The organism is Bacillus sp. FSL R5-0447 (assembly GCF_038606125.1).
GTDB lineage: Bacteria > Bacillota > Bacilli > Bacillales > Bacillaceae > Bacillus > Bacillus velezensis.
Genome location: NZ_CP152012.1, coordinates 3,310,855 through 3,322,533 on the forward strand (window position 1 = coordinate 3,310,855; position 11,679 = coordinate 3,322,533).

15 protein-coding genes are annotated in these 11,679 nt (G+C 46.8%); 4 read left to right on the top strand and 11 right to left on the bottom strand.

Going from position 1 to position 11,679, the window contains the following annotated elements:
* Positions 1 to 38: 38 nt before the first annotated feature.
* Positions 39 to 716 (bottom strand): zinc metallopeptidase, encoded by a 678-nt coding sequence (locus NYE68_RS16740; RefSeq protein ID WP_003152125.1) that lies wholly within the window; start codon positions 714 to 716, stop codon positions 39 to 41.
* Between the two features lie 46 nt (positions 717 to 762).
* The gene (locus tag NYE68_RS16745; protein ID WP_033574924.1) at positions 763 to 1,026 is read right to left on the bottom strand and encodes a hypothetical protein; all 264 of its coding nucleotides are present in this window, start codon (positions 1,024 to 1,026) and stop codon (positions 763 to 765) included.
* A 132-nt stretch (positions 1,027 to 1,158) separates the two neighbouring features.
* Between NYE68_RS16745 and NYE68_RS16750 the strand changes: the two genes are divergently transcribed.
* Together NYE68_RS16750 and NYE68_RS16755 are read left to right on the top strand one after the other, a co-directional pair.
* Complete coding sequence (locus NYE68_RS16750) at positions 1,159 to 1,413, top strand: Atypical membrane-integrating protein (RefSeq protein WP_015418086.1); 255 nt, start codon at positions 1,159 to 1,161, stop codon at positions 1,411 to 1,413.
* Positions 1,410 to 2,396 carry a potassium channel family protein gene (locus NYE68_RS16755; protein ID WP_015418087.1) on the top strand — a complete coding sequence of 329 codons (987 nt, stop codon included), beginning with the start codon at positions 1,410 to 1,412 and terminating at the stop codon, positions 2,394 to 2,396. The genes NYE68_RS16750 and NYE68_RS16755 overlap by 4 nt, the downstream gene beginning before the upstream one ends.
* Here NYE68_RS16755 and NYE68_RS16760 read toward each other — a convergent pair.
* The 5 genes from NYE68_RS16760 to NYE68_RS16780 form a co-directional block, all read right to left on the bottom strand.
* The gene (locus tag NYE68_RS16760) at positions 2,393 to 2,797 is read right to left on the bottom strand and encodes a YugN-like family protein (RefSeq protein ID WP_029973784.1); all 405 of its coding nucleotides are present in this window, start codon (positions 2,795 to 2,797) and stop codon (positions 2,393 to 2,395) included. The genes NYE68_RS16755 and NYE68_RS16760 overlap by 4 nt on opposite strands.
* A 22-nt stretch (positions 2,798 to 2,819) precedes the next feature.
* On the bottom strand, positions 2,820 to 3,173 hold the full coding sequence (locus NYE68_RS16765) for a hypothetical protein (protein WP_033574923.1): 354 nt from the start codon (positions 3,171 to 3,173) through the stop codon (positions 2,820 to 2,822).
* 65 nt (positions 3,174 to 3,238) lie between these two features.
* Complete coding sequence (locus NYE68_RS16770) at positions 3,239 to 4,591, bottom strand: glucose-6-phosphate isomerase (RefSeq protein WP_007408647.1); 1,353 nt, start codon at positions 4,589 to 4,591, stop codon at positions 3,239 to 3,241.
* Positions 4,592 to 5,209: 618 nt separating this feature from the next.
* On the bottom strand, positions 5,210 to 6,382 hold the full coding sequence (locus NYE68_RS16775) for an iron-containing alcohol dehydrogenase (protein ID WP_324636445.1): 1,173 nt from the start codon (positions 6,380 to 6,382) through the stop codon (positions 5,210 to 5,212).
* An 86-nt stretch (positions 6,383 to 6,468) separates the two neighbouring features.
* Complete coding sequence (locus tag NYE68_RS16780; RefSeq protein WP_007408652.1) at positions 6,469 to 7,632, bottom strand: iron-containing alcohol dehydrogenase; 1,164 nt, start codon at positions 7,630 to 7,632, stop codon at positions 6,469 to 6,471.
* A 231-nt stretch (positions 7,633 to 7,863) separates the two neighbouring features.
* Between NYE68_RS16780 and NYE68_RS16785 the strand changes: the two genes are divergently transcribed.
* Positions 7,864 to 8,100, top strand: coding sequence for a DUF378 domain-containing protein (locus NYE68_RS16785; protein ID WP_003152104.1), 237 nt, complete (start codon positions 7,864 to 7,866; stop codon positions 8,098 to 8,100).
* A 47-nt stretch (positions 8,101 to 8,147) separates the two neighbouring features.
* Here NYE68_RS16785 and yugI read toward each other — a convergent pair whose 3' ends face one another.
* From yugI to NYE68_RS16800, 3 genes are all read right to left on the bottom strand, one after another.
* The gene (yugI, locus tag NYE68_RS16790; protein ID WP_007408653.1) at positions 8,148 to 8,540 is read right to left on the bottom strand and encodes a S1 domain-containing post-transcriptional regulator GSP13; all 393 of its coding nucleotides are present in this window, start codon (positions 8,538 to 8,540) and stop codon (positions 8,148 to 8,150) included.
* Between the two features lie 196 nt (positions 8,541 to 8,736).
* A complete protein-coding gene (locus NYE68_RS16795; RefSeq protein WP_003152100.1) occupies positions 8,737 to 9,906 on the bottom strand; it encodes an aminotransferase in 1,170 nt (389 codons plus the stop codon).
* Positions 9,907 to 10,407 carry an Lrp/AsnC family transcriptional regulator gene (locus tag NYE68_RS16800; protein WP_003152098.1) on the bottom strand — a complete coding sequence of 167 codons (501 nt, stop codon included), beginning with the start codon at positions 10,405 to 10,407 and terminating at the stop codon, positions 9,907 to 9,909.
* Between the two features lie 152 nt (positions 10,408 to 10,559).
* Between NYE68_RS16800 and NYE68_RS16805 the strand changes: the two genes are divergently transcribed.
* Positions 10,560 to 11,381 (top strand): alpha/beta hydrolase, encoded by an 822-nt coding sequence (locus tag NYE68_RS16805; RefSeq protein WP_324636439.1) that lies wholly within the window; start codon positions 10,560 to 10,562, stop codon positions 11,379 to 11,381.
* Positions 11,382 to 11,405: 24 nt separating this feature from the next.
* On the opposite strand, the gene NYE68_RS16810 is transcribed toward NYE68_RS16805, so the two are convergent.
* Positions 11,406 to 11,666: a DUF1871 family protein gene (locus NYE68_RS16810; protein ID WP_015418093.1), complete on the bottom strand. Its 261-nt coding sequence runs from the start codon at positions 11,664 to 11,666 to the stop codon at positions 11,406 to 11,408.
* Between the last annotated feature and the right edge of the window lie 13 nt (positions 11,667 to 11,679).

Here is an 11,679-nt window from a genome sequence, read left to right on the forward strand (position 1 = left end):
ACCCCTACCGCAAACGGTAAGGGGCCACCTCCTTCGTGTTAATTCTCATCACGACCATTTAAGAAAATCATCACAAAACGAAGCAGCTCGAATAATGAAACGAGCGCCGCAGCCACATACGTCAGCGCGGCGGCGTTCAGCACTTTATTCACGCCGTGTTCTTCACTGTTGCGAATGAATCCTTCCGACACGATAATCCGCTTCGCCCTCGCGCTGGCATTAAACTCGACAGGCAGTGTGACAAGCTGGAAAAAAACAGCGGCCGAAAACAAAATAATGCCGAGTCCGATTAAGTTCAAGCTGCCCAGGAGCATCCCGCCCAAGAAAAGCAGAGGGGCAACCCCGGAGGCAAAATTGACGACCGGAAAAATTTTGTGCCTCAGCACAAGCGCGCCGTATGATTCCTGATGCTGCAAAGCATGTCCGACTTCATGGGAAGCGACGGAAATGGCGGAAATGGAGCGGCCGTAATATACCGGCTCAGATAAACGCACCACCCGCTCCGTCGGGTCGTAATGGTCTGTTAAAGTGCCTCTTACCGGTTCTACCGGCACATCATATAAACCGTTAATATCAAGAATCCGTCTTGCCGTTTCCGCCCCCGTCCGCTGACTGGAAGCTTCTACGTCTGAGTATTTCTGAAAATTGCTTTTCACTTTAAATTGTGCCCAAAACGACAATCCCAATGCAGCAATTGTTAAAAAGATAAACAGCATATTATCCTCTTCCTTTTTCTCTTATATCGTACGATTTGCTTATATATTATTTTAATGATTGTCCGCTTTCCTGTACAGAAATCCGCTTCTTTTTTCTGACAGGAATCAAACCTCCGAGCATGATGAGGATACACCCGGCCAATCCGATGTAAAACGGAAACGTGCCTGCGGTCTCTTTTGCAAAAACAAGCCATGAAAATCCGCCGGACATATGATTGTATCCATTCAAATCGAAAATAAGCAATACGGCCGCCGAAGCGAGCAGCTGCGCTCCGGCCAGCACCGCCAGCAGTTTTTGAATGACTGTCATTTGACTCACCCTTTTTCGATCCGCTTTCTTTATCATATGAAAAAATGAGGGTGAATATGTTTTCGGCGATTTTTGAAAGACATCAAACGAACTGGGACATACTGTATAAAAAAAGATACAGGTGTGATCGACATGAAAGTGACAAATGGCGAGAAAGAACAGCTGAGCAATGCGATAGACAGAATGAACGAGGGGCTTGACGCCTTCATCCAGCTCTATAATGAAGCGGAAAACGATGAACCTCTCATACAGTTTGAAGATGAGACGGCCGATTTAATCAGACATGCGCGTGACTCATACGGCCAGGAACAGCTGGACGAAAAACTAAACACCATTATTAAGCAGATTTTATCCATCTCTCTGTCGAAAGAAGAGCCGGACGAATGAAATCAAACCGTTTATTTATTTCCTGGCTGAGATGGCCGTTATATGTTCGGATCGGACTGATCATTATCGCCTTGATTTTATTGTTCGGCCAACTCATTTACATGCTTGAACCGAAGCAATTCACGTCTGTGTTTGAAGGGGTTTGGTGGGCGGTTATTACGGTGGCCACGGTCGGCTACGGCGATTACGTTCCCCAGACGCCGCTCGGGCAGATTGCCGGCATGGTGCTTGTATTAAGCGGAGCGAGTTTTGTGACCGCCTATTTCGCCACGCTTTCTTCAGCCGTGTTCAGCAAACAGCACCGCTATGTCGAAGGCAAGGTCGCCTTTAAAGGCAAGGGGCACGTCATCCTTATCGGATGGAATGAGAAGTCGCATATGCTGCTTAAAGAACTGCAGCACATCGCGCCGTCAAAAACTGTCGTCCTGATTGATGATTCATTAAGGGAAGGGCCGCTTATTGAAAACGTCCATTTCATCCGCGGACATGCCGCTGATGACAGTACGCTCAATAAGGCGAATATTACGGAAGCCGATACCGTCATTTTGACAGCGGACCAGCAGAAAAATGAATCCGAAGCTGATATGCTGTCGGTATTAACGCTTCTCGCCATCAAAGGGCTGCATCCGTCCGTTTATTGTATCGTGGAAATTTTAACGGAACGGTATGTCAAAAACGCCGAGCGCGCAGGAGCCAATAAGATTCTGTGCACATCACGCCTGTCGAGCCGGGTGATGTTTGAGCATTACCGGGTCAAGCTGCAGCTTGCCAAACCGCAAACGCTGTCAGATCTGACGCTGGAGAAAAAGGTGCGCATCATTCCCGTCCCCGAGGAATTAAAGGGTTCATCTTATCATGACTGTGCGCTCTATTATCTCAAACGGAATACCACGATCATCGGCATACAAAAAGAAGAGGGGCCGATGCTGACCCCTCCCCTGTCATACCATGTGCTCGATACTGATCTGTTTTTGGCTCTTTAATGCAGCAGGACGTCTTCCAGCTCTTTCACAAGCGAGATGCCGATATCTGTATATGAGCGGTCAATTGCCGCATCCCGCCGTTTCGGCTCGGAGAATTGGTTGAATAATGACTCAAAAACACCGCCGCCTGCATGATCATCCGTTTCCTGCTGATAAACGTGCCTCAGCAAAAAGGGTGTGCCGATTGTAACGGCGGCCCCCCGTTCATCCAGGTGTCCCTTATTTGCTTCAACAGGGATGCGGAGAAATAAATAGCCGTCCTGATCGGAAATTTTGTAATCAAAGAACCCGCGGTCATACTCCCAGCCGCCTCCGATGGTATAACCGATCGGTTTCATCACCTGTTCCAGTTCGCGGAGTAAAAACGATTGCCCTTCAAGTGAAGATGGAATGCTGATCATGTGCATATGCTCCTTTTTGTCTTTAGCGTCCCCGCTCTGCGGCATCTTCATACGGCGCCCGGGAAGAATCGGGAGCGGCAGACAGACGCCGGAAAGAGATAACGGCGCATTCAATCAGAACATACGTCACAATTGCGGAGAGAACGGCTTCCGTTGAAATATAGAAAACGACGGCATAGAGACAGCACTTCGTGATCAGCGACTGCATCCGGCCAATCTTCAGTTTCAGCCGGACCATGTCCGTAAACAAGCCGAGAGGGAAAGCGAAAAACAGGATGGTTTGTAAGAGGGATTCAGGAGACAGTTTTAGTGCCGAATAGACAATAGCGGCGGAACAGACGGAAATGACGGCATGCTTACATAAGAGTCGTATCATTCATCATCACACCTTTCACGGTTTAAAAAAGGCTGACCCGTCATGCTGAGGGCCAGCCCTTTTTTTTATTTTTCAAGGCGTTTTTCAAGCTCTGCTTTTTTCTCTTCAAAGCCCGGTTTGCCGAGAAGCGCGAACATATTCACCTTATAGGCTTCAACACCCGGCTGATCAAACGGGTTGACTCCGAGCAGATAACCGCTCATCGCCACCGCTTTTTCAAAGAAATAGACGAGATATCCAAATGTATATGCATTAAGCTCCGGAATATTGACAATTAAGTTCGGCACTTTTCCGTCTGTATGGGCAAGCATCGTGCCTTCGAACGCTTTTTTGTTGACGAAATCGACCGTTTTGCCGGCTAAGTAATTTAAGCCGTCGAGATCATTTTCCGCCTCTTCAATTGTCAGCTCATGCTTCGGTTTTTCAACGTTTAATACAGTTTCAAACAGATCGCGTCTGCCTTCCTGCACGTATTGACCGAGAGAGTGAAGGTCTGTTGAGAAGTTAGCAGAAGAAGGATAGATGCCTTTTTCATCTTTTCCTTCACTTTCGCCGAAGAGCTGCTTCCACCATTCCGCAAAGTATTGCAGCGCAGGCTCATAGTTGATAAGCATTTCAATGGTTCTGCCTTTATTATACAGAACGTTGCGGACGACGGCGTATTGGTAAGCCGCGTTCTCTTCTAATTCCGAGCTGGAAAAGTCTTTGCTTGCATCAAGAGCGCCTTTCATCATTTCATCGATATCAGCCCCGCTTACCGCAATCGGCAGAAGGCCTACCGCAGTCAGAACGGAGAAACGTCCGCCGACATCATCAGGAATAACGAATGATTCGAAGCCTTCTTCATTAGAAAGCGTTTTTAAAGCGCCGCGCTCTTTATCTGTCGTCGCGTAAATCCGCGCTTTCGCTTCTTCTTTTCCGTATTTTTCTTCAAGAAGTTTGCGGAAAATCCGGAAAGCGATTGCAGGTTCCGTCGTCGTGCCTGATTTAGAAATGACATTGATAGAGAAATCAGCGTCTTCCAAAAGATCCATAACATCTTTCATATAAGTTGAGCTGATATTGTTGCCGATAAAGATAACTTGAGGGTTTTTGCGCTTGTCTTTCGGCAGAACGTTATAGAAAGAATGATTGAGCGCTTCAATCGCCGCGCGGGCGCCTAAGTATGAACCGCCGATACCCACGACGAGAAGCACGTCTGAATCTGATTTGATTTTTTCAGCGCTTTTTTTAATGCGCGCGAATTCTTCTTTATCGTAGTTTTCAGGGAGGTCCACCCATCCTAAAAAGTCGCTTCCGGCGCCTGTTTTTTCATGGATATTATGGTGTGCCGTTTTTACGAAATCACGTGCGTATGTAAGTTCATGTTCATTGAAAAAAGGTAACGCTCTTGAGTAATCAAAGCGTACATGCGTCATTTGCTTGTCCCTCCATCACGGTGAATTGTTTTCTCTTTCACTTTATATGAACTCACCCGCTAAATCAAGTCATGAAGAAGGCCGGATGAATACGGGATTTGCGCTAAAGATGCGTTCATTTTTTATACAATATTCCGGATTCAATATGGTTATATTTGTAATAATCGTGAGAGGGGTAACGAATCGAATGTTGGTTATCCAGGGATGTATCACCTATACTTTGGAACAGGATGACATCCATCGCCAATCATAGCTTCCCATTAAGTTTTGATAACCGGGAAGATGACTGGAGATTAATGCGCCAAAACGCAGCGGGACCTTAGTACACAAAATGCATAAAAGGAGCGCTGATTGAATCAGCGCCCCTTTTTTAAATTCGCGGCTCTTCATGATTTAGATTTTGTGTAAATAGATGATCGGCAATCGCAAAGTTAATTGATCCTTTTCTGCTAAATGTACAGAAACAGGGAGTCAAATCCGCATCATGTGAGATTTCCATAGTTGTCTCATGGCAAGGGGTGTTTCACTTGCTCTTGATGCACTAATGAAGGGACTCCCAAACGGTTGCATCTGCATCTTGAAAATCTATTTCATCTTCACCCCGGCCGGGAATGTATCTTACAGTGACGCCTTTAAGATGGCAAGTACGTCATCTTTGTTCAGTTTTTGGAAATTGCCGAATCCGCCGTATTCCATTTCTTTTGCGGCGATGTCTGCGATCAGCTCAAGCTTGTCTTCACCGATGTCATAATCCGCAAGGCGGGACGGTGCGCCGAGGTTTGTCCAGAACGCGGACAATTTATCGATCCCTTCAAGCGCAATTTCTTTATCCGTTTTGCCTTCAGTATCAATGTCAAACATGTTGAGCATCAGGTTTTTAAAACGGTCTACATTTGTATCCAGCGTGTATCTCATCCAGTTCGGGAACAGAATCGCAAGTCCTCCCGCGTGAGGGATGTCATAAACCGCTGATACGGCGTGCTCCATCGTATGGGAAGCCCAATCGCCGAAATAGCCCATTTGCAGCGTGCCGTTTAATGCGATCGTACCCGCGTATAAAATCGTTTCACGATGCTTATAGTTCTCAAGGTCTTCCAAAAGTTTCGGCGCTGTTTCAATTACCGTCTGAAGGACCGCAAAACACATTCTGTCCTGAAGCGGCGTGTTTTCAACATTGTGGAAGTATTGTTCAAATACGTGGCTCATCATATCCACCATGCCGTATACGGTTTGGTTTTCCGGAACGCTGAAAGTATTCTCAGGATCTAAAATGGAGAAACGCGGATGAGTGACATTGCTGCCCCATACGAATTTTTCGTTTGTTTCCCAATTTGTGATAACGGAATCAGGGTTCATTTCAGAGCCTGTCGCCGCAAGCGTCAGCACCGTGCCGAACGGGAGCGCGTCCTGCGCCGTTACTTTTTTGCTGTAAATGTCCCATGCGTCGCCGTTATATTTCGCACCGGCCGCAATCGCTTTTGTACAGTCGATGACACTTCCGCCGCCGACTGCGAGAAGGAAATCAATCTCATGCTTTCTGCACAGCTCAATTCCTTTATTTACCGTTTCCAGACGCGGGTTCGGTTCAACGCCCGCAAGCTCATGAACGGTTGCGCCTTCTTCTTTTAAGATGCCTGTTACTTGGTCATACAGGCCGTTACGCTTAATGCTGCCGCCTCCGTATACAAGCAGCACGTTTTTCCCGTATTGCTTCAGCTCTTTTTTCAATTGGTCGATTTGACCTTTTCCGAAAATCAGTTTCGTCGGATTGTAGTACGTAAAGTTCTCCATTTATCATAACCTCCAAAAAAATCGTAAGGGAATTACTATAACACAGAAAAAAAGGAGCTGCCAATCCGGCCGCCCCCTTTATGTTATTACAATGATGCTTTCAGTATCGCAAGCACGTCTTCTTTCTGCAGTGACTTGAACTGTCCGAATGCTCCGTTTGCCATCGCTTTATCTGCAATCGTATCCAGCTTCTCATCAGAAATATCATAATCAGCGAGTCTGTTCGGAGCACCGAGGCTCGTCCAGAAATCAGACAGCCTGCTGATTCCTTCAAGTGCGATCTCTTCATCTGATTTGCCTGTCTCGTCAATATCGAAGACACGGACGGCAAGCTGTTTAAAGCGGGCCGGATTTTCTTTGAGCACATGTCTCATCCAGTTCGGGAACAGAATCGCTAAACCTCCGGCGTGCGGTATATCGTAAACCGCTGATACCGCATGCTCGATGTTGTGTGTGGCCCAATCCCCTCTTGCGCCCATTGACAGCATTCCGTTTAATGCGATCGTGCCTGTATATAAAATCGTCTCACGAAGCTCGTAGTTCTCCAGATCATTGATCAGCTTCGGCGCTGTTTCAATCACCGTGCGCAGAAGCGATTCACACATCCGGTCCTGATACGGCGTGTTTGACGTGTGGTGGAAATATTGTTCAAACACATGGCTCATCATATCGACCATGCCGTAAATGGTGTGGTCTTTCGGAACGGTAAATGTGTTTACCGGATCGAGAATAGAGAATTTAGGGTAAACGAGCGGGCTCCCCCATCCGTATTTCTCTTGTGTCTCCCAGTTTGTGATGACTGATCCGGAGTTCATCTCTGAACCGGTTGCCGCAAGTGTCAGCACTGTTCCGAAAGGCAGCGCTTCTTTCGGCTGGTGTTTTTTCGTGACGATATCCCACGCGTCCCCGTCATATTTAGCGCCCGCCGCGATGGCTTTCGTGCAGTCAATGACACTTCCGCCGCCGACGGCCAATAAGAAATCGATGCTGTTTTCTTTACAGAGCGCAACACCTTTGTTCACCGTTGAGACACGCGGATTCGGCTCTACGCCTGCCAATTCATGTACGGTAACTCCCGCTTTTTTCAGAAGTTCGGTTACTTGATCATAAAGACCGCTGCGCTTAATGCTGCCTCCTCCGTATACGAGCAGCACGTTTTTTCCGTACGGTTTGATTTCTTCAGGAAGTTTTTCAACCTCTCCCTTTCCGAAAATCAATTTGGTCGGATTCCAATATGTAAAGTTTTGCATGACATCTCCTCCTTTGGATTTATATTATGCAGAAAGATGACGTTCAATGTAAAGCAATCCGCTTTTTTGACGGCGCATCACATGGTTTACAGACATCGAATTCCAGGGAAAGGCACTTGTACAGCCTGAGACAGTGTGTGATTTTACACGGCGGAGAATGTAGTATGCATAGATTCTTTGCTTTGTCACAATCTATAACTGTTTCACGAATTCATAGAGGAGGTTGTTTACATGAGTGTTATTCAGCGTATCTGTCTCGTATTAACGATTATCGGCGCTATTAACTGGGGACTGATCGGGTTTTTCCAATTTGATTTAGTAGCAGCCATCTTCGGCGGCCAAGGATCAGCTCTGTCGCGGATTATTTACGGCCTTGTCGGCATCGCCGGTCTGATCAATCTCGGCCTGCTGTTTAAGCCGAACGAAGAAACATCCCGCGAGGAAGCGGCAAATCCGGAAGTCAGATAAACATAAAAAAAGCACCGAACATACATATCCGGTGCTTTTTTTAATGATTATTTTTTGATAAGGTCTTTGCGGTTGGACTGTTCAATCCACTCTTCAAGCTTATCTTTCAATGTGTTGAAACCTTGCGGAGCAGATGTTTCTTCAGAAGCTTGAGCCGCTTTCGGTTTTCTTGGTTTGCTTTCTTTTCTTTCAGGCGCCGCTTGAGTCGCACGGATAGAAAGGCTGATTTTGCCTTTTTCTTCGTCAACCGCAAGTACTTTTACTTGTACTTCGTCACCGATAGAAAGGTGTTCGTTAATGTCTTTTACGAAACCGTGAGTGACTTCAGAAATATGAACAAGTCCTTGAGTTTCTTCATCTAATGCAACAAACGCACCATACGCTTGTAATCCTGTTACTTTACCAGTGTAAACACTGCCCACTTCAAATTTTGCTGCCATTCATAACAACTCCTAAGTTAAATTAAATACAGATTATACGCAATTTAAAATTATATCATACAAGTTTGTTTTTCGCAAAGAGAACTTTTTTACATCATCATGTTTAAGCACAGATAAAGAAGGGTATACTATGATTACGAAGGCTTTCTAGTATTCCCCCCTTTTATTTGGATGCGAACCGGGTTCGTATCTTTTTTTATGCCCTTTTTTCAACAAACCGTTTGATTCTGACGAGCGCTTCCTGAATCTGCTCAATGGATGTCGCATAGGAACATCTGATGTAGCCTTCGCCGCTCGGGCCGAATACATTCCCCGGAACGACGGCTACTTTTTCTTCAATGAGCAGCTGTTCCGCGAATTCTTCTGAACTCATGCCGGTCGACTGAATGGAAGGAAAGGCGTAAAATGCTCCGCCGGGGTGGTGGCAGCCGAGTCCGATTTCGTTCAATGTCTCCACAATCAGGTTTCGGCGTCTCCGATAGCTTTTCTTCATTCTTTCGACGTCTTCCTGGCCGTTTTTCAGCCCTTCAAGCGCCGCGTACTGAGCCATGGAAGGCGCGCACATCATCGCGTGCTGATGAATTTTGAGCATCGCATCCCTGATCACGGGAGGCGCCGCCGTAAATCCGAGTCTCCATCCCGTCATGGCAAATGCTTTGGAGAAGCCGGAAATAAGAATCGTGCGTTCCTTCATGCCGCGGATGGCCCCCATGCTCGTGAATGGCTCATCATACGTCAGCTCGGCATAAATTTCATCGGCAAGTACGATCAAGTCGTGTTTTTCAGCGAAAGCAGCGATGGATTCAAGCTCTTCTTTCGAATAGACGGAACCTGTCGGATTTGACGGCGAGCATAGAAGCAGCGCTTTTGTTTTGTCCGTCAGGGCCGCTTCAAAATCGGCGGCTGATGCTTTGAAACCTTTTGCAGCGACAGTCTGAATCGGCACCGGTTTCGCCCCCGTCAAGGTCACGAGTGATTCATATGCGACAAAACACGGTTCGGGAATTAACATTTCCTCTCCAGGATTCATAATGGCGCGGACAGCGAGATCAAGCGCCTGGCTTGCCCCTACCGTAACGATCAGTTCACTGTCAGGCGAATAACTCAGGCCGAACCGCTGATCTAAGTAGCGGCTGATTTCTTCTCTCAGTTCATAAAGACCCGCATTTGCCGTATAAGCCGTATAACCCTGCTCTAAAGAAAGAATACTCGCTTCCCTCACGTTCCAGGCCGTCACGAAGTCAGGCTCTCCCACTCCCAGTGAAATGACGCCTTCCATCGTGGCGGCCAGATCAAAGAACTTGCGGATGCCTGACGGTTTAATCTGCTGCACGTAGTCAGATAAATAAGAAGTCTTCGTTTCCATTTACGGAGACACCACGATTCTTTTGTCATCGTCTCCGCTTTCAAAGACTTTGCCGTCATGCTTATATTTTTTCAGGATGAAGTGCGTTGTCGTGGAAACGACAGACTCAAGGGTGGACAATTTTTCAGACACGAAGCTTGCCACGTCTGACATCGTGTTGCCGCGAATAACGACGGATAAGTCATACACCCCTGACATCAGGTACACTGATTCAACTTCCTGGAATCTGTATATCCGCTCAGCGACTTCATCAAAGCCGACATTTCGTTTCGGAGTGACTTTTACGTCAATCATCGCCGTGACGCCTTCCAAACCGTCGACTTTGCGCCAGTCGATCATCGCCGCATAATCAATGATGACTTTTTCTTTTTCAAGCTTTTCAATGATGCTTTTGACTTCTTCGGCGGGAATGTTTGCCATTTTCGCAATCGTTTCCGCATCAACGCGGCTGTTTTCGTCTAAAATTTCTAATATTTCTGTTTCTTTTTCGGTCAGCTTCATACGTTTCACACCTTTGCATTATCAAAAATCTTCATGACATTATATCACGATTTTCGACAAATGCTAAGAAAAACCCGAAAGAAACCAGAGCTAAAATCTGACAATCAAAAAAGCCTTTACATTACAACAAAGAAAGGACGGCGAAGGCTCTCATGGAAGCTGTTTCACCGATTAAACGGGCCGCGATAGACGGAGTTGAGCTGTATTACGAGCATTATGAAAATCCCGGCAGACAGACACTCGTCTGTGTACACGGTTTTTTATCTTCGGCATTCAGCTTCAGAAAACTGATCCCGCTGCTCAGAAACCATTATGATATTATCGCCGTTGACCTGCCTCCTTTCGGGCAATCGGAAAAGTCACGGACATTCGTATATACTTACGCAAACCTCGCCAAGCTTCTGGTCGGACTTCTCGAAAAGCTCGGTATCAGCCGGGCCGCACTCATCGGCCATTCGATGGGCGGCCAGATTTCCTTATCCGCGTCTCTTCTCAGACCCGAGCTTTTTTCTAAAATCGTCCTGCTGTGCAGCTCGGGGTATTTAAAGCGCTCGCACCCGTCGATTATATTCGGGACGCATCTCCCTTGTTTTGACCTGTATCTTAAGTATTGGCTTTCAAAAGACGGCGTGCTGAACAACCTGTTAAATGTCGTTCACGACCGGACGCTTATCGATCAGGAAATGATTGACGGTTACGAAAAACCATTTACAGACCGCCAGATTTTCAAAGCGATGACAAGGTTTATCAGACACAGGGAGGGTGATTTAGAGCCCGAGGATTTGAAGAAAGTGCAAAACCCCGCTCTTTTAATCTGGGGAGAAGAAGACCGTGTCGTTCCGGTCTCAGTCGGAAAACGGCTTCATGACGACCTGCCGGATTCCATTCTGTATTCACTCAAGGATACGGGGCACCTCGTACCCGAAGAGCGCCCGGAGTTTGTTTCGGAGCGGATTTTTGAATTTATTCAATAAAAAAACCGGCGGAACCGCCGGTTTTTAAGGGGTGCAGGAGCTGCTTTCTTTTATGAACAGAAGCTGCTCGGCGGCCTTTTGGCAGCCTTCGATCGGAAGCTTTCGCTCAAATGAAGCTTCAAAGATATCCTGAATGGCTGCTGCCAGCTTGTCGGCACGGTCTTCACTGTAGACGGCCTGAACGATATCGACGGCTTCTGTCTCATAAAAATCTTCTCCATATTTAAACGGGTCCCACTTGGCAATGATTTTCATCATTTCCATGACCGCTTGGCTTTCTTCCATTTTCATCACCGCT